This window comes from Myceligenerans indicum (genome assembly GCF_016742955.1).
Taxonomy (GTDB): domain Bacteria; phylum Actinomycetota; class Actinomycetes; order Actinomycetales; family Cellulomonadaceae; genus Myceligenerans; species Myceligenerans indicum.
In genome coordinates this window covers 1-16,078 of record NZ_JABBYC010000052.1, presented here as the reverse complement: position 1 = coordinate 16,078, position 16,078 = coordinate 1, and the positions used below count along the sequence as shown (strand labels likewise).

13 protein-coding genes and 2 pseudogenes are annotated in these 16,078 nt (G+C 72.0%); 9 read left to right on the top strand and 6 right to left on the bottom strand.

The annotated features are described in order from the left end of the window. Positions 1 to 16 precede the first annotated feature (16 nt). Genes HGK34_RS18945 through HGK34_RS18930 form a run of 4 tightly spaced genes read left to right on the top strand, consistent with a single transcriptional unit; the run spans position 17 to position 4,876 of the window. A complete protein-coding gene (locus HGK34_RS18945; protein ID WP_201850301.1) occupies positions 17 to 961 on the top strand; it encodes an ABC transporter permease in 945 nt (314 codons plus the stop codon). Beyond that, positions 958 to 2,745 (top strand): dipeptide/oligopeptide/nickel ABC transporter permease/ATP-binding protein, encoded by a 1,788-nt coding sequence (locus HGK34_RS18940; protein ID WP_201850299.1) that lies wholly within the window; start codon positions 958 to 960, stop codon positions 2,743 to 2,745. Before HGK34_RS18945 ends, HGK34_RS18940 begins: the two co-directional genes overlap by 4 nt. Continuing rightward, positions 2,742 to 3,602 carry an ATP-binding cassette domain-containing protein gene (locus HGK34_RS18935; RefSeq protein ID WP_307816100.1) on the top strand — a complete coding sequence of 287 codons (861 nt, stop codon included), beginning with the start codon at positions 2,742 to 2,744 and terminating at the stop codon, positions 3,600 to 3,602. Before HGK34_RS18940 ends, HGK34_RS18935 begins: the two co-directional genes overlap by 4 nt. Next, complete coding sequence (locus HGK34_RS18930) at positions 3,599 to 4,876, top strand: DUF3500 domain-containing protein (protein ID WP_201850297.1); 1,278 nt, start codon at positions 3,599 to 3,601, stop codon at positions 4,874 to 4,876. Before HGK34_RS18935 ends, HGK34_RS18930 begins: the two co-directional genes overlap by 4 nt. Before the next feature lie 147 nt (positions 4,877 to 5,023). On the opposite strand, the gene HGK34_RS18925 is transcribed toward HGK34_RS18930, so the two are convergent. Together HGK34_RS18925 and HGK34_RS18920 are read right to left on the bottom strand one after the other, a co-directional pair. Continuing rightward, positions 5,024 to 5,689, bottom strand: coding sequence for a GntR family transcriptional regulator (locus HGK34_RS18925; RefSeq protein WP_244666942.1), 666 nt, complete (start codon positions 5,687 to 5,689; stop codon positions 5,024 to 5,026). Positions 5,690 to 5,779: 90 nt separating this feature from the next. Beyond that, complete coding sequence (locus tag HGK34_RS18920; protein WP_201850293.1) at positions 5,780 to 6,703, bottom strand: LysR family transcriptional regulator; 924 nt, start codon at positions 6,701 to 6,703, stop codon at positions 5,780 to 5,782. A 102-nt stretch (positions 6,704 to 6,805) separates the two neighbouring features. Here HGK34_RS18920 and hpaD point away from each other — a divergent pair, with 102 nt between their 5' ends. The 4 genes and pseudogenes from hpaD (at position 6,806) to HGK34_RS18900 (ending at position 10,284) form a co-directional block, all read left to right on the top strand. Further along, on the top strand, positions 6,806 to 7,855 hold the full coding sequence (gene hpaD / locus HGK34_RS18915) for a 3,4-dihydroxyphenylacetate 2,3-dioxygenase (RefSeq protein ID WP_244666940.1): 1,050 nt from the start codon (positions 6,806 to 6,808) through the stop codon (positions 7,853 to 7,855). 166 nt (positions 7,856 to 8,021) lie between these two features. Continuing rightward, a pseudogene (locus HGK34_RS18910) lies at positions 8,022 to 8,717 on the top strand (RraA family protein); the annotation flags it as partial. After that, positions 8,714 to 9,502: a 2-oxo-hept-4-ene-1,7-dioate hydratase gene (hpaH, locus tag HGK34_RS18905; protein ID WP_201850289.1), complete on the top strand. Its 789-nt coding sequence runs from the start codon at positions 8,714 to 8,716 to the stop codon at positions 9,500 to 9,502. The pseudogene HGK34_RS18910 and the gene hpaH, both read left to right, overlap by 4 nt. Beyond that, positions 9,487 to 10,284: an HpcH/HpaI aldolase family protein gene (locus HGK34_RS18900; protein WP_201850287.1), complete on the top strand. Its 798-nt coding sequence runs from the start codon at positions 9,487 to 9,489 to the stop codon at positions 10,282 to 10,284. Before hpaH ends, HGK34_RS18900 begins: the two co-directional genes overlap by 16 nt. A gap of 39 nt (positions 10,285 to 10,323) precedes the next feature. Here the strand turns inward: HGK34_RS18900 and HGK34_RS18895 are convergent. The 4 genes and pseudogenes from HGK34_RS18895 to HGK34_RS18880 form a co-directional block, all read right to left on the bottom strand. Continuing rightward, a pseudogene (locus HGK34_RS18895) lies at positions 10,324 to 11,693 on the bottom strand (L-serine ammonia-lyase). Continuing rightward, positions 11,693 to 12,277 carry a sarcosine oxidase subunit gamma gene (locus tag HGK34_RS18890; protein ID WP_201850285.1) on the bottom strand — a complete coding sequence of 195 codons (585 nt, stop codon included), beginning with the start codon at positions 12,275 to 12,277 and terminating at the stop codon, positions 11,693 to 11,695. Before HGK34_RS18890 ends, HGK34_RS18895 begins: the two are co-directional and overlap by 1 nt. Continuing rightward, positions 12,270 to 15,161, bottom strand: a complete 2,892-nt coding sequence (locus HGK34_RS18885; RefSeq protein ID WP_201850283.1) for a 2Fe-2S iron-sulfur cluster-binding protein — start codon at positions 15,159 to 15,161, stop codon at positions 12,270 to 12,272. Before HGK34_RS18885 ends, HGK34_RS18890 begins: the two co-directional genes overlap by 8 nt. Further along, complete coding sequence (locus HGK34_RS18880) at positions 15,158 to 15,472, bottom strand: sarcosine oxidase subunit delta (protein ID WP_201850280.1); 315 nt, start codon at positions 15,470 to 15,472, stop codon at positions 15,158 to 15,160. Before HGK34_RS18880 ends, HGK34_RS18885 begins: the two co-directional genes overlap by 4 nt. 21 nt (positions 15,473 to 15,493) lie before the next feature. Between HGK34_RS18880 and HGK34_RS18875 the strand changes: the two genes are divergently transcribed. Then, positions 15,494 to 15,868, top strand: a complete 375-nt coding sequence (locus tag HGK34_RS18875; RefSeq protein WP_201850278.1) for an RICIN domain-containing protein — start codon at positions 15,494 to 15,496, stop codon at positions 15,866 to 15,868. The last annotated feature ends 210 nt before the right edge of the window (positions 15,869 to 16,078 follow it).

Genomic DNA, 16,078 nt, shown 5'->3' with positions numbered 1-16,078 from the left:
GAGGTTTCACCGCACCATGGGCAAGCTCATCGCCTACCGGCTGTTGTTCGCCGTCCCGCAGCTGCTGGTCATCGCCGTCCTCGTGTTCTCACTGACATATCTGGTGCCCGGCAGCCCCGCGGCGGCCATGCTCGGATCGGCGGCCACACCCGAGAGCATCGCGCAGGTCGAGGCCCAGCTGGGTCTCGACCAGCCGGCGCCGGAGCGGTTCGTCGACTGGATCGGCGGTCTCCTGACCGGCGACCTGGGCACGTCGTTCCGTTCCGGCGTGCCGGTGGCGGACCTGCTGGCGCAGCACGTGCCGGCGACGCTGTCGGTCGTGGCGGGCGGCATGCTCGTGGCGCTCGTGCTGGGGGTGGGTGCCGGGGTGTGGACCGGCACCCGCCCGGGCACCATGACCGACCGGGTCGTCACGGGAGGAACGGTGCTCGGCCTGGCCGTCCCGGAGTTCTGGCTCGGCCTGCTGCTGACCTCGCTCTTCGCGGTACAGCTGGGCTGGGTCCCGATCGTGGCGTGGACGCCCCTGACCGACGACCCGCTCGGGTGGCTGCGCGGGATCGCGCTGCCGTCGATCACGCTCGGCGTGACGGGCGGCGCGATGATCGCGCGGCAGGCACGTGCCGCCGTGGTCACATCGATGGCGGCCTCGTACGCCGACACACTGACCGCCGCGGGCGTCTCGCGCGGCACCCTCGTGGTGCGCTACGGCGTGAAGAACGCGCTGGTCCCCGTTCTCGCGTCGGCGGGGGTCACGCTCGCCATCCTCATCGGAGTGAGCTTCGTGGTGGAGAAGGTGTTCTCCCTGCCCGGGCTCGGCTCGATCATGCTGTCCGGCGTCATCGCGCAGGACTTCCCCGTCGTGCAGGGCGTCGTCATGGTCACGGCCGTGCTCGTGATCGCCGTGAACCTGCTGCTCGACATCTGCTACGGCCTGATCAACCCGCAAGCGAGGCCCCAGTGAGAACCGCCTTCCGACAGCCCTCGGCGCTGTTCGCCGTCGTCGTCGTCGCCGTCGTCGTGATCGTGGCGGTCGCGGCGCCGCTGATCGCCCCGTACGCCCCCGAGGCGAAGGACTTCACCGCTCCCCTGTCCGGCCCGACGTCGGCGCACCCGCTCGGGACCGACGACCTGGGCAGGGACCTGCTGAGCCAGCTCATCCACTCCGCCCGGACGGCCCTGCTGGTGGCGGTCGGCTCGGTGGTGGTCGCCATGCTCATCGGCGTCCCCCTCGGCCTGGTGCTCGGGTACAAGGGGGGCTGGTACGACCGGATCGGCTCCCGCGGCCTGGACATCGCGGACGCGTTGCCAGGCCTCATGATCGGGTTCGTCGTCATCGCGATCCTCGGGCAGGGCATGGCGGTCCTGATCCTGGCCGTCGGGCTGGTCTTCTGCATGAACTTCGCCCGCCTGACCCGTGCGATCACGCTCACCGAGCGGAACAAGGGGTACGTCGAGTCGGCCCGCGTCTCGGGCCTGACCGCGCCCCGGATCCTGTTCTCGCAGCTCCTGCCGAACCTCGCCGCACCGCTCGTGGTCCAGGCCGCGGTGTTCCTCGGCTCGGCGATCAAGGTCGAGGCGGCGCTGTCGTTCCTCGGACTCGGACTCGGTGAGGAGCAGCCCTCCTGGGGCGGCATGCTCGGGTTCGCCACCCAGCACACCGCGGACCACCCCGAGATGGCCGTCGCGCCGGGCATCGCGATCTGTGTCACGGTGCTCGCGTTCAGCCTCCTCGGCGACGCGATCAACGACTCGCTGTCCGGGTCGCGGCGGCTGCGCCGCACGAAGCTCCTCGGGCGGGTACTCCTGGACGACGACACGTCCCGGACCCGCGACGACCAGGCCACAACCGCCGACGAGACCCCGGTGACACGCGCTGCGGGGACGGCGGAGGAACCCTCCGGTGATCTGGTGCTCGCCCTCCGGAACGTCGACATCGTCGCGGACCGGCCCGACGGCGGAACCGTGCCGCTCATACAGAACGTCTCCCTCACGGTGCGGCGGGGTGAGATCCTCGGCCTGCTCGGCGAATCCGGCTCGGGCAAGTCGATGCTGGCCAAGGCGATCCTCGGGCTGCTGCCCGCGGGAGTCCGCCTGGCGGGCGGCTCGATCACGCTGAACGGCAGCGAGCTCGCCGGCCGCACCCCGGCTCAGCTCGCGGCGCTGCGCGGGACCGGGATGGGCGTCGTCTTCCAGAACCCGCAGGCGAACCTGTCCCCGGTGCACACCGTGGGCCGGCAGCTGATCGACGTCGTGCGGGCGCACGACGCCACGATCTCGAAGGAGGCGGCCCGTACCCGGGCCTTCGAACTCCTCGACCTGGTGGGGGTGGACGATCCCGAACGGCGGCTGGACCAGTACCCCTACCAGTTCTCGGGCGGCATGGCGCAGCGTGTCGCGATCGCGGTCGCGCTGGTCGGCGAGCCGGACCTGCTCATCCTCGACGAGGCGACGTCGGCGCTCGACGTGACGACGCAGGCCCAGGTGCTCGACCTCGTGCTGGACCTGCGGGACCGGCTCGGGATGGCGGTCGTCAACATCACCCACGACCTCGGTGTCGCCGCCGAGACGTGCGACCGGGTCGCGGTGCTGCTGCGCGGCGACCTGGTCGAGACGGGCGAGGTGCACGCCGTGTTCGACCACCCCGGGCACGAGTACACGGCCCGGCTCATCGCCGCCTACCCCGGGGTGGACGACGAGAGCCCCCGGCTCGGCACGCACGACCAGCGGAAGGTGGAGCACGCGTGATCACCACATCGACATCGCCTCTCCTGGAGGTCCGGGACCTGTGCGTGGACTACGACGTCGGCGGCGCGCTCGCGCTGCGGCGCCGCACGCTGCGGGTCGTGCGCGGGATCAGTTTCGCGATCGCGCCCGGTGAGACCTACGGGCTCGTGGGCGAGTCCGGCTCGGGCAAGAGCACGACCGGGCGGGCGATCCTCCGCCTGACGGACGTCTCGGCCGGCTCGATCACGTTCGCCGGCAGCGACATCGCCGGCCTGGGTCGCACCTCGCCCCTGTCCTACCGGCGGGCGGTGCAAGCCGTCTACCAGGACCCGGCCGCGTCGCTGAACCCGCGCCATCGCGCGGGCCAGGCCGTCACGGACGTACTCGCCCGGCACGGCGTGACCGACCGCGCCGAGCGGCGGCGGCGTGCCGCGGCCGCCTTCGAGCAGGTGGGCCTCGGCAACGAGCACCTCACGCGGCTGCCGTCCGAGCTGTCGGGCGGCCAGCTGCAGCGCATCGCGATCGCGCGGGCACTCGTGCTGTCACCGCGTCTGGTCGTCTGCGACGAGGCCGTCAGCGCGCTCGACCTGTCGACCCAGGCGCAGATCCTCGACCTGCTGCGCGAGCGGCAGGCGGAGACCGGGGTGAGCTACCTGTTCATCACGCACGACCTGGGCGTCGTCCGGCACGTCGCCCACCACGTCGGGGTGCTGCGGGCCGGCGAGATCGTGGAGCAGGGCACGACGTCGCGGGTGCTGGACTCCCCCTCGCACGAGTACACGAAGAAGCTGCTGGCCGCGAGCCTGTCACCGCACCCGGCCGGGCGCGCGGCGCGCCGTGCGGCGCGCGTCGCGGCACGCGGAGGTGTGGCCGCATGAGTGACCAGGACCTCGACGGCTTCTTCTCGACGGCCCGCGTCTCCGGGCGGGCCGAGGCGGTCACGCTCGGCGGCGAGAGCTACCGTGAGGATCTGTACCATCACGACGACCCGATCCTCGCCGACTGGCGCGGGCTGGGATTCCGCGAGGCCTCGGCACGCAAACGCCGCCCGGACTTCGTCCAGGAGCTGCTCGGCGACTGGCGCGAGCTGTACGAGGAGCCCTTCCGCGGCATCACGATCGACGGCGTCGTGCGCGACGACGTGTGGCGGCTCGCACCGCCGTCGTCCCCGGACCCGCGTCCCGCCGAGGCGGCGACCGGCCTGCTCGGGATGCTGCCGCCCGACCTCGGTGAGCGGGTCCGGTACCCGCTGGACGCGCCGCAGTGGCGGGCGTGGAGCAACCCGGAGTTCGTCATCCACGAGGTCGGGCTGCGCCTCGAGGAACTGCCCGACGACGCCGCACGTGCGGCCCTCGGCGTGGTGGCCGCCTCGCTGAGCCCCGAGGGGTTCGAGCGGGTGGCCGAGGCGATGGAGCTCAACGCCTTCCTCGGGGACCTGACCGACCTGCCGTCGCTGATGAACGCGCGCAGCTACTGGTTCTCGCTGTTCGGTGAGCCGTCGCCGGGCGGCGCGTGGGGCTGGCAGCTGTTCGGGCACCACGTCGCGGTGAACTTCGTCTCGGTGGCGGGGCGGCACGTCGTCGCGCCCGTGTTCCTCGGTGCGGAGCCCGCCCTGTCCGACGGTGCACGGCCGCCCCTGTTCGAGGCCCGGCAGGTGCTGGCGGTGGAGCTGGCGTCGTCGTTCACCCAGGAGCAGCGGGCCGGGGCCGTGGTGTACACCTCGGTGCTGGACCCGGCGATGCCGGCCGGCCGTCTGCACCCGGCGGACGAGCGGCACGTGGCCGGTGCGTTCCGGGACAACCGGGTGGTGCCTTACGAGGGGCTCCAGGCGGACGCGCTGGACGAACGGCAGTGGGATCTGGTGCGCGCGATCGTCGAGGACTTCCACCAGCTGCTCGCCGCGCCGCAGCGGGCACTGACGATGCGGGAGTTCGACGCCCGCCGCGCCGAGACGTACCTGTCCTGGTACGGCGCGACGGACGGCTCCGAACCGTTCTACCTGCGCGTGCACAGCCCCGTGGTGCTGGCCGAGCTGGACCACCACGCCGGCGTGTGGCTGGCCAACAAGCTCCCGGCCGCCTTCCACGTGCACACGACGCTGCGCCACCCGAACGGCAACGACTACGGCAAGGCGTATCTGTCGCAGCGCTGACCGCGGCGGCCCCACCCGGGACGACACCGCCGTCGACGGACCAGCTTCCCGGCGACGGCGGTGTCGTCGTGTGCGTGGTCCCGCCGCGGGACCGAACCGGCCCGTGGAGCCCGAGCCCGCGAGATCCGGGACGGCATGACGCGGCAGCTACCTCGCGGCCCCGCCGCGCTCCTCCGCCTCCGCCTCGGCCTCCGCGATCGCCGCGACCGTGTTCAGCTCGTGGCGCCGCGCCGCGGTCTCGATGACGTCAGGGGCCGCGCCGCCCTCGACGAGGTCGACGAGGCCCTCGTGCTCGGCGATCGACGCCTGTGCCCGGCCCGGCGCGTACCAGAACGCGGAACGGCGGATCAGTTCCAGGCGGGTCCACTCGGCGTCGACGAGGTCGCGCAGCCGGTCGTCGTCGCAACGGGAGTACAGCAGCTGGTGGAACTCCCGGTTCAGGGCGCCGAACCGGCCCGGGTCGAAGCTCGCCAGCGCGCCGGCCATCTCCTTGTTGAGGGCGCGCGCCTTCTCCAGGTCCTCCGGGGTCAGGTGGGGTGCGGAGACCGCCGTCGCGTAGCCCTCGATCCGCGCCAGCAACTGCATGGTGCGTTCCCAGGCGTTCGTGTCGAACGTCTTGACGACGGCGCCGGCGTTGCGCACGATGTCGACCCAGCCCTCGGCCTCCAGCCGCCGCAACGACTCCCGCCAGGGCACCGAGCTGATCCCGTAGTCCCGCACGAGCTGATCGACCACCAGCCGGTGGCCCGGCGCGAAAGTGCCGTCCATGACCCCCTTGCGCAGGATCTCGTAGGCCTCGTCCGACTTGCTCATCGCCACGTCTGCGTCTCTCCTGTCCGGATCGCCACGGCTACGTCGCCGTACCATCGATCACCGGTAAATCATATCGAAGATCTCACACGATCAGCCAGGGTTGCTCCTGGTCGCGTCGCGGGCGATCCTCCGCAGCAGCCCGGTCACGCCGGGATCCCCGTCCGCGCCCGGGCGCGACACCACCAGCGCTCGCAGCGGGCGCGGCTCGGGATCCAGCCGCCGCACGACCACGTCGAACCGCGCCAGGCTCGCCCGGTCCGGGTCGGGCAGGATCCCGCGGGCCACGCCGGCCTCGACGAGCGGCAACCCGGCCTGGAGCGTCTCCACGGTGCGCACCGAGCCGGGGGTCACCCCGTGTCGGCGGAACGCGGCCTCGACCTCCTCCGGCACGCTCGGTACGGCGGCGGCCCGGCGGGGCAGCAGCACCTGCTCGCCCTCGAACGCCCGGAGCGGGTACGGGTCCGGTGCCTCCGTCTCGTCCGGCGGCAGGACGGCGACGAGCGGCACCTCGCCCCAGTCCAGCACGTCGAGCGCGGGCCGGTGCCGGGCGGCGAACCGCCGGTGTCCCGCGACGACGACGGCCGCGAGGTCCACACGTCGCCGGGACAGCATCTCGATCGCGGTCCACGGCGGCGGGTCCACCAGCCGCACCTCCAGGTCGGGCACCTCGGCGGCGTGCGCACGCAGCAGCCGTGGCACCCGGTGCCACATGAGCTGAGGCACGGCCGCGAGCGTGACGGTCCCGGCCGCCCCCGTACCGAACCTGCGCAGGGCGGCGGCGATCTCGTCGACGTCGTCCAGCACCCGCGTCCCGGCCTCCAGCAGGTAGCTGCCGGCGCTCGTCGGCTCGACGCCGCGCGAACTGCGCACCAGCAACGGCACCCCGACCTCACGCTCCAGCTTCGCGATCGCGACGCTCAGCGGAGGCTGGGAGATCCGCAGCACCTCCGCGGCAGCCGTCAGGGACCCGGCCTCGACGACGGCGGTGAAGTACCGCAGCTGACGCAGTTCCATACATCAAGAATAGGTCTGGTCCCACACGGTATAGCGCTGAGGTATGGGATCCAGAGCGCATCGGTTCTTCCGCACCTGCTCACGCGGTGCGAGCCTGGCGACATGGCCGGGCAGTCCCGACCACCGCACGACCGACCCGAGCACCTGGAGCCGACGATGCTTCCCACCACCACCTTCTCTCCCCCGTTCACGATCACCCGCGCCAGCCACGTCGCGCTGGCCGTCACCGACCTCGCCGCGAGCCGCGACTTCTACCGCGACACGATCGGACTGGTCGTCACCGAGGAGTCCGACGACGCGGTCTACCTGCGCGGACTCGAGGAGGCCGCGCACCACAGCCTGGTGCTCCGGCGCGCGGAGGAGGCCAAGGCCCTGCACATCGGCCTGCGTGTACGCACCGACGCCGACATCACCGCCGCCGAGCGGTACTTCGCCGGCCGCGGCGTCGACCACGAGCGCGTCGAGGTCCCGCACCAGGGCCCCACTCTCCGCTTCCGTGACGGTGTGGGCACGCACATCGAGCTCACCTCCTCGATGGAGACCGTGCCCCGCAAGATGGCCGCCTTCCACGAGTTCACCGCCGGGGCCCCGCAGCGCCTTGACCACTACCAGGTCGCCACCCACGACGTGCAGACCGCCACCGACTTCTGGGCAGGTCTGGGCATGCGCCTGTCCGAGTACACGGCGAAGGACGGCACGGACGAGCTGTGGGGCACGTGGATGGAGGTCAAGGGCAACACGCACGACCTGGTCTTCACCAACGGCCGCGGCCCACGCCTGCACCACTTCGCCTACACCGTCCCCGACGCCACCCACCTGATCCACGCGGCCGACGTCGCCGGGGCCACCGGATTCGGCGAGGAGATCGACCGCGGGCCCGGCCGCCACGGCCTGAGCAACGCCCTGTTCCTGTACCTGCGGGACCCCGACCAGCACCGCATCGAGCTGTTCACCACGCACTACCAGTTCATCGACCTGGAGGACGACCCGATCCGCTGGGACGTGTCCGACCCGCGGCGCGCCCAGCAGTGGGGCATGCCCGCGAGCCGCCGCTGGTTCTTCGAGGCCAGCGAGTTCCCCGGCGAGCCCGTGCGCGACCCCCTGCTCACCGCCACTCCCGCGACCCTCGAGGACTACCTGAGCCTGCACTGACCCCGCGCCACGAACAGGCCGCGCGGCGCCGCACCGGCCGCGCGCCCCGGCACCCGCATGGTGCAGCGGCACCGACCCACCGACCCGGAACCCACCGACCCGCACAGCGAGGACGCTCATGACCCGCAGTACGACGACGTCAGCACCACCGCCCGAAGGCACCCCGCCGCCCCTGTCCGACGACCTCCGCGAGAAGCTCACGCGCGCCCCCGTCGCCGGGCTGTCCGCGCAGCTGCGCGCCCGCGGCCTGAACGACGTCCACATCGACGGCCTCACCCCGCTGCACCCGGAGGCCAAGCTCATCGGGACCGCCCGGACGCTCCGGTTCGTCCCCCACCGCGAGGACCTGTTCACGGCGCACGGCGGCGGCCACAACGCGCAGAAGCGCACCTTCGACACCGTCCGCCCGGGCGAGGTGATCGTCATCGAGGCTCGCGGCGAGAAGGGCGCGGCCACCCTCGGCGACATCCTCGCGATCCGCGCCCACACCAACGGCGCGGCCGGCATCGTGACCGACGGCGGCGTGCGCGACGTCGCAGCGGTCCGCGCCGCCGGCATCCCGGTGCACTGCGCGGGGCCGCACCCCGCGGTGCTGGGCCGGCGGCACGTGCCCTGGGACACGGATCTCACCATCGCCTGCGGAGGAGCCACGGTACAGCCGGGCGACATCGTCGTCGGCGACGCGGACGGCGTGATCGTCGTCCCGCCCGCCCTGGCCGAGGAGGTCGCAGACGCAACCCTCGCCAAGGAGGACGAGGACGCCTGGATCGCCGCACGCGTGGCCGAGGGCCACCCGGTCGACGGACTGTTCCCCATGAACGCCACATGGCGGGCGAAGTTCGAGGCCGGTGACCCGCGATGACCCTCTCCCCCGAGACGATCTCCGCCCTCGCGGGCGAACTCGCCGGCGCCGACCGCCGTCGTACGGTGATCCCCCGCATCACCGCCCGCCATCCCGACGCCACGATCGAGGACTCCTATGCGATCCAGGGTCTGTGGCGCGACGACCAGGTCGCCGCGGGACGGCGGCTCGTCGGCCGCAAGATCGGCCTGACCTCGCGTGCCATGCAGGCGGCCACCGGCATCACCGAGCCGGACTACGGTGTCATGTTCGACGACACGGTCTGGGAGAGCGGATCGGTCATCCCGGCCGAGCAATTCTCGAACGTCCGGATCGAGGTCGAGCTCGCCTTCGTGCTCAAGGAACCGCTGCACGGACCCCACTGCACGCTGTTCGACGTGCTGCGCGCCACCGAGTACGTCACCCCGGCGCTGGAGATCCTCAACTCCCACATCGAGCTCGAGGGCCGCACCATCGTCGACACGATCGCCGACAACGCCGCCTACGGCGGCATGGTGCTCGGCGGCAACCCGGCCCGGCCCGACGACATCGACCTGCGCTGGGTGTCCGCGCTCCTGTACCGGAACGAGACCATCGAGGAGACCGGCGTCGCCGCCGGCGTCCTCGGCCACCCCGCCACCGGCGTCACCTGGTTGGCGAACAAGATCGCGGCGCACGGTGCCCACCTGGAGGCGGGTGAGATCATCCTGGCGGGGTCGTTCACCCGGCCGATGTGGGTGAACGCCGGCGACACCGTGCTGTGCGACTACGGACCGATGGGAACCCTGACATGCCGATTCAGCTGAAGCCGACCTTCCGTGACACGCTCACCGAGCGCGTGCTGTCCGACGACGGCCGCCCCCTGGCCGGGATGTGGGTGAACTCCGGGAGCCCGCTGGTGGCCGAGATCTGCGCCGGAAGCGGCCTGGACGTCCTGTTCGTCGACATGGAGCACGGCCCCAACGGGATCGAGCGCGTCCTACCGCAGCTCCAGGCGATCGCCGGGTATCCGCCCGGCGTGGTGGTGCGCCTACCCGGCCTGCTGGCCGTCATGATCAAGCAGGTCCTGGACCTCGGCGCCCAGAACCTCCTGATCCCCATGATCGACACCGCCGAACAGGCACGGGCCGCTGTCCGAGCGGTTCGCTACCCGCCCCGCGGGATCCGCGGGATCGGATCCGCGCTGGCCCGATCCGGACGGTGGGGCCGGGTCGAGAACTACCTGGCCGACGGTGACGACCACGTGTCCCTGATGGTCCAGGTGGAGTCGACCGAGGGTGTGAGGAATGCCGCCGAGATCGCCGCGGTCGACGGGGTGGACGGCGTCCTGGTGGGTCCCAGCGACCTCGCGGCGTCGATGGGACTGATCGGGCAGCAGACGCACCCCGACGTCACGGGCGCCGTGCTGCGCACCGTCGAGGCTGTCCGGGGAGTGGGCAAGGCCGTGGGCGTCAACGCCTTCGACCCGGCCCTGGCGGACCACTACATGTCCGCGGGAGCCCACTTCGTGCTGGTCGGGGCCGACGTCGTACTCCTGGCCCGCGGCTCGGAAGCCCTCGCGGAACGCTTCGCGCCGACAACCGGATGACGATCGAGGGCGGCCCCGCGCGGCCACGCATCGCGCAGGTCAGCACTCGATCACGTTGACCGCGAGCCCGCCGCGCGATGTCTCCTTGTACTTGGTCTTCATGTCCCGGCCTGTGTCCCGCATCGTCTTGATCGCCTTGTCGAGACTGACCTTGTGGACGCCGTCGCCGGCGAGCGCGAGCCGGGCCGCGTTGACGGCCTTGACCGACGCGACGGCGTTGCGCTCGATGCAGGGGATCTGCACCAGGCCTCCGACGGGGTCGCAGGTCAGACCCAGGTTGTGCTCGATGCCCACCTCGGCGGCGTTCTCGACCTGTCGCGGGGAGCCGCCGAGGACCTCGCACAGCCCGGCCGCGGCCATCGAGCAGGCGGAGCCGACCTCGCCCTGACAACCGACCTCGGCGCCAGAGATCGAGGCTCTGGCCTTGAAGAGGATCCCGACAGCGGCAGCCGTCAGCAGGAAGCGAACGACGGCGTCGTCGTCGGCGCCCGGAACGAACCGCGCGTAGTAGTGCAGGACGGCGGGGATGATCCCGGCCGCACCGTTCGTGGGGGCGGTCACGATCCTGCCGCCCGAGGCGTTCTCCTCGTTCACGGCGAGCGCGAACAGGTTGACCCAGTCCATGACGTGCAGCGGATCCTGTCCGGAATACCGGGACAGCTCCCGGAAGAGCGCGGGTGCCCGGCGCGGTACCTTCAGCCCCCCGGGCAGGGTTCCTTCACGATGGACCCCCCGCTCCACGCAGTCCGCCATCACGGACCACAGGTGCAGCATGCCGTCGCGGATCTCCCGCTCGGACCGCCATGCCTGCTCGTTGGCGAACATGACGTCGCTGATGCGCATCCCTTCACGGGCGCAGATCGCCAGAAGCTCGTCGGCGGTCTCGAAGGGGAACTTCACCGAGGTCTCGTCGCGGACCACCCGGTCGGCCCCCATCGCCGAGCCGCCCACCACGAACCCGCCGCCGACCGAGTAGTAGGTCTTGCGCAGCAGGGGCGTCCCGGCGGCGTCGAACGCGGCGAACGTCATGCCGTTGGGGTGGTCCGGGAGGCTGCGCCGACGGTGCATGACCAGGTCGTCGTCCAGGTCGAACGACACGGCACGAGTGCCGCCGAGGCGGAGCTGACCTTCGGCGCGGAGCCTGTCCAGCCGCAGGCCGGCGAGGTCGGTGTCGGTGGTCGCGGGGTTCTCCCCTCGAGGCCCAGGACGACGGCCTGGGGCGAACCGTGTCCGTGCCCGGTGGCACCGAGCGAGCCGAACAGCTCGACGCGCACACGGGTGACGTCCTCCAACGCCCCGGCCTCGGCGAGCCGCATGGAGAACATCCGAGCCGCCCGCATCGGTCCCACCGTGTGGGACGAGGAGGGCCCGATGCCGACGGAGTAGAGGTCGAACGCGGAGAGCGCCATCAGCCGTTGAACTCCCGCATTGCGTCCAGCAGCCAGCGGGCGACGTAGTCGGCGAAGCTGGAGCGTGGCAGCAGCCGGTACGCGTCGTGGCCGGTCTGCCACAGCAGCACCGGCACCCGGGCGAGCGTGGTGGCCACGGCGCGTCCCGGTACGAACGAGCGACGGTGCAGGTCGACGGGGCAGCCCTTCTCGAGCACGGTGCGCGCCCGCGGCCCGGCGAGCTCGACGACTGTCCGGTTGGCCGACACGTCCAGTGCCAGCCCCGGGTCCTCGCCGAGTGCGGCGTCGAGCTCGCGAGTCAGCACCACCGGGTCGCCGGTGGTGACGACAAGCCACTCGTCGGGACCGAGCCAGAGTGCCCGCCTGTCGTCGTCGCCGGTGGTCTCTCCACAACCGGTAGGCAGTGGTGCGCCGAGGACGTCGGCGACTCGCGTCGCGGCCGGCGTGGACGGCTCCACCCGGAGGCTGACCATCCCGAGGAACGGCACCTCCGACAGGCTCACGGTGACGCTGACCGAGGCAGCAGCCATCCGGTCGGCCAGGTGGGTCAGAGGGCTGCGTCGCAGCGTCGTCAGGTCAGCCATCTCGCTTGGTCCCTTCGGGGTCGTAGAGCACGGGCGAGGTCACTTCGACCTCGACCAGCCGGTCGCCGATCGGGGCCAGGAGGACCTCGCCGAACCGCTCGCGTCCGGATTTCACGAGCGCCAGCCCGAACGGGCGGCCGAGTGCCTCGCTCTGGTAGCTGGAGGTGACGTGTCCCAGCATCGGCACCGGGCCGTCCGTCGGCGCCGAGGGTGAGCCGGGGGCGACCAGCTGGGTACCCTCGGGCAGCCGGGTGCTGCCGTCCACGGGCAGCACCCCGACCAGGTGCTTGCGGTCCCCCCGCGCGGTGTCCGCACGGCTGTAGGACCGCTTGCCGACGAAGTCCTTGGTCTTCGAGACGACCCAGCCCATCCCGAGGTCCTGCGGCGTGACCGTGCCGTCGGTGTCCTGCCCGGCGATCGGGTAGCCCTTCTCGGCGCGCAGTACGTGCATGGTCTCGGTGCCGTACGGCGTGATCCCCAGGTCGTGCCCGGCGGCGTACACGTCCTCCCAGAGCGCGCGCCCGTACCACCCGGACGCGTTGATCTCGAAGGCCAGCTCGCCGGAGAAGGAGATGCGGCAGACGCGGGCGGGGAGGCCCGAGGCCAGCGTGGTCTCGCGGAACGCCATGAACGGGAACGCCTCGCCGGACACGTCGAGGTCCGGCGCGACCCGGGAGACGACCTCGCGCGAGCGGGGACCGACGACGGCAACCGTGGTCCACTGCTCGGTGACCGAGGTGAAGACCACGTCCAGGTCGGGCCACTCGGTCTGCGACCACTCCTCGAGCCAGTCCAGCACACCCGCGGCGCCCCCGGTGCTGGTCGTGAGGAAGTAGCGGTCCTCGGACAGCCGGAGGTTCACGCCGTCGTCGAACATCATGCCGTCGGGACGGCACATCACCCCGTACCGGGCGGAGCCGACGGCGAGCTTCTTGAACGCGTTCGTGTAGATCCGGTTCAGGAACTCCCCGGCGTCGCGTCCGCGGACCTCGATCTTGCCGAGCGTCGTCACGTCCATCATCGCCACGCCGGTCCGTGCGGCCCGGCACTCGCGGCGGACCGCGTCGTCCATGCTCTCGCCCTGCTGCGGGTAGTACCAGGGCCGGAGCCACTGGCCGACCACCTCGAACTCGGCACCGTGGTCGACGTGCCAGCCGTGCACGGGGGTCGTGCGTGTGGGGTCGAACAGGTCGCCACGCTCCCGCCCCGCGATCGTCGCGAACGGCACCGGGGTGTACGGCGCCCGGTAGCTGGCGACACCGATCTCGCCGATGTCCGGCGCAGCACCGGACCCGGCAAGCGCAGCCGCGATCACCCCCGTCGCGACGACGCCGGAGGTCCTGCCCTGGTCCTGGCCCGTGCCGATGGACGTGTACCGCTTGACGTGCTCGACGTTGCGCATGCCGGTACCGGTCGCCCGCCAGACGTCGGCGACGGTCTGGTCGCGCTGCTGGTCCACAAAGTGTTCACGCCACTCCCCCGGCTCGCCGTCGAGGCCCGGCACCAGCCAGACCGGTCGCACCGGCCCGCACCAGCCGCCGACGCCGCGGGACGCGGCCACGTCGGCGGGGTATCCCTGCCGACCGGCGGCCTCGAAGCCCGCGTCGGTCGCGGCGGCCAGGGTTGCGTCCAGGTCGAACTCCCCGGCCGCCGAGCCGACGACGAGCTGGTTCCGCACGACACCGTCGGGAACGAACCCGGCGATCCCAGCGTTCCAGGTGAGCTTCCCCTGCCTCTGGCTGTGCAGGTGCACGACGGGGCTCCAGCCGCCCGAGACCGCGAGCGTGTCGCAGTCGACGGTGTCGCGCCCGCCGACGAGCTGTCCGCCGTCGTCGATCTCGCTGATCTCCACCGCGGACACGCGAGGGTCGCCGTGGGTCGCCACGACGACGGCGCGCGGCCGCACAGGGACGCCGTGGGACACCGCGGTCTCCGCGGCGCGCTCGGACAGTACCGGGCGCGCGTCCAGGACGACGGGGACGTCGACTCCGGCGGCGAGCAGGTCACCGACGAGGTGGTAGGCACTGTCGTTCGTGGTGGCGACGACCACGCGGTCACCGACGGACACGGCGTACCGGTTCAGATAGGTCCGGACGGCGTCGGCGAGCATGACACCGGGACGGTCGTTGCCGGCGAAGACGAGGGGTCGCTCATGCGCGCCGGTGGCGATGACAACCTGGCCCGCGCGGATGTGCCAGAGGCGTTGGCGGGACAGGTGGGTCAGCGGTTCGTCGAGGTGGTCGGTCCGGCGCTCGACGGCCAGGACGTAGTTGTCGTCGTAGCTGCCGAAGGCCGTGGTCCGGGCGAGAAGGGTGACCGCGTGGAATGCCTCGAGCCGCGCGGTCACGTCTGCGACCCACTCCAGGGCCGGCCGGCCGTCGACACGCTCCTCACCGCTCGCGAGCAGCGAGCCGCCGAGCTCCGCCTGCTCGTCGAGGAGGATGACGCGGGCGCCGCCCGTCGCGGCCGCTGTGGCCGCCGCCAGGCCGGCCGGCCCGGCGCCGATCACGAGGACATCGGTGTGCACGAACCGCTTGTCGTACTGCTCCGGGTCGGATGCGGGGTCGAGGTGTCCGAGGCCGGAGAGCGTCCGCGCGCCGAGCCCGTCCACGAGCGCCCTGACGGTCGCCGGGACCATGGGCTCGGAGCACTCGCCGCCGACCTGGAGGAGGGCGTTCGGTTCCTCGGCGCCGGCCGCGACGATCCCCCGGGGGCGCCCGAGGTAGATGGACGAGCCGACCTCCATCCGGCCGTTGGCCAGGAGAGCGGAGGCGACGGTGTCGCCGGGGTGCCCCGCGTACTCGACGTTGTCCACGGTGAACGTCAGCTCGCGGCCGCGGTCGATGCGGCCGCCGTCGGGGAGCCTGCGGGTCTGGGCGGTCATCGCGGGCCTCCTGGGTGGCCGGGTGTCGGGGTACCTGGGACCTGGCTGTCCGGGGATGCCCCGGTGTAGACGGCGAGCACCTCGTAGGTCGCGGTGTCGCGGACGACGTTGAACCAGCGCCGGCAGCCGAGGCTGTGCGACCACCGCTCGGCGTACGGGCCCTCGGGGTTGTCGCGGTAGAACAGGTACTGCGCCCATTCCTCGTCGGAGAGCGCGGCGGGGTCCTCGGGGTAGGGCACGTGGGCCTGGCCGCCGTAGTGGTATTCGGTCTCGTCCCGTGGTCCGCACCAGGGACACGTCAGCAGGAGCATGGTGTTTCCTCCGCTCGATCAGTGCGCGACGGCGGCGGCGCCTCGGCCTCCGACGGCGCCGAGATCATCCAGTGGGCCTGCCACGGCGGGGCCAACCAGCGGTGGCAGCTCGCGGACGTCGGCGCCGGCTACGTCCAGATCGTCGCCGCCCACTCCGGCAAGTGCCTCGCCATCGACGGCGGCTCGACGGCCAACGGGGCTGCCGCCGTCCAGTCGACCTGCGACGATGGCACCGACCAGCAGTGGGACGTGCGCAACACCGGTGAGGGCTACGCCGAACTCGTCGCCCGGCACTCGGACAAATGCCTCGACGTCGCCGGACTCTCCACGGAGGACGGCGCCACGGTGCAGCAGTACACCTGCTGGGGCGGCACCAACCAGCAGTGGAGCCTCTGACCTCTGGCTCTGAGACCGCTGTAGGGCACTCGAGAGCATCGACCGGATACTCGCGAGCGCCCTGCTCCTGAGGCGGCGGGCGGCTAGGGCCTGTCCTGCGAATGGGCAGGTCACAGGGCCGGTAATGTCAGGGTTGTGGGTGTTGGACGCGGTGAGTTGACCGATGCGGCTTGGGCGCGGATCGAGCCGTTGTTGCCCTCGGCGGAGGGT

Excerpts from the sequence above, each read along its gene's own strand:
- hpaD (WP_244666940.1), top strand. The coding sequence starts at position 6,806 with ATGGCCGGGCAGTCCCGACCACCGCACGACCGACCCGAGCACCTGGAG.
- hpaH (WP_201850289.1), top strand. The coding sequence starts at position 8,714 with ATGACCCTCTCCCCCGAGACGATCTCCGCCCTCGCGGGCGAACTCGCC.
- HGK34_RS18920 (WP_201850293.1), bottom strand. The coding sequence starts at position 6,703 with ATGGAACTGCGTCAGCTGCGGTACTTCACCGCCGTCGTCGAGGCCGGG.
- HGK34_RS18945 (WP_201850301.1), top strand. The coding sequence starts at position 17 with ATGGGCAAGCTCATCGCCTACCGGCTGTTGTTCGCCGTCCCGCAGCTG.
- HGK34_RS18925 (WP_244666942.1), bottom strand. The coding sequence starts at position 5,689 with ATGAGCAAGTCGGACGAGGCCTACGAGATCCTGCGCAAGGGGGTCATG.
- HGK34_RS18890 (WP_201850285.1), bottom strand. The coding sequence starts at position 12,277 with ATGGCTGACCTGACGACGCTGCGACGCAGCCCTCTGACCCACCTGGCC.
- HGK34_RS18930 (WP_201850297.1), top strand. The coding sequence starts at position 3,599 with ATGAGTGACCAGGACCTCGACGGCTTCTTCTCGACGGCCCGCGTCTCC.
- HGK34_RS18885 (WP_201850283.1), bottom strand. The coding sequence starts at position 15,161 with ATGACCGCCCAGACCCGCAGGCTCCCCGACGGCGGCCGCATCGACCGC.
- HGK34_RS18880 (WP_201850280.1), bottom strand. The coding sequence starts at position 15,472 with ATGCTCCTGCTGACGTGTCCCTGGTGCGGACCACGGGACGAGACCGAA.
- HGK34_RS18900 (WP_201850287.1), top strand. The coding sequence starts at position 9,487 with ATGCCGATTCAGCTGAAGCCGACCTTCCGTGACACGCTCACCGAGCGC.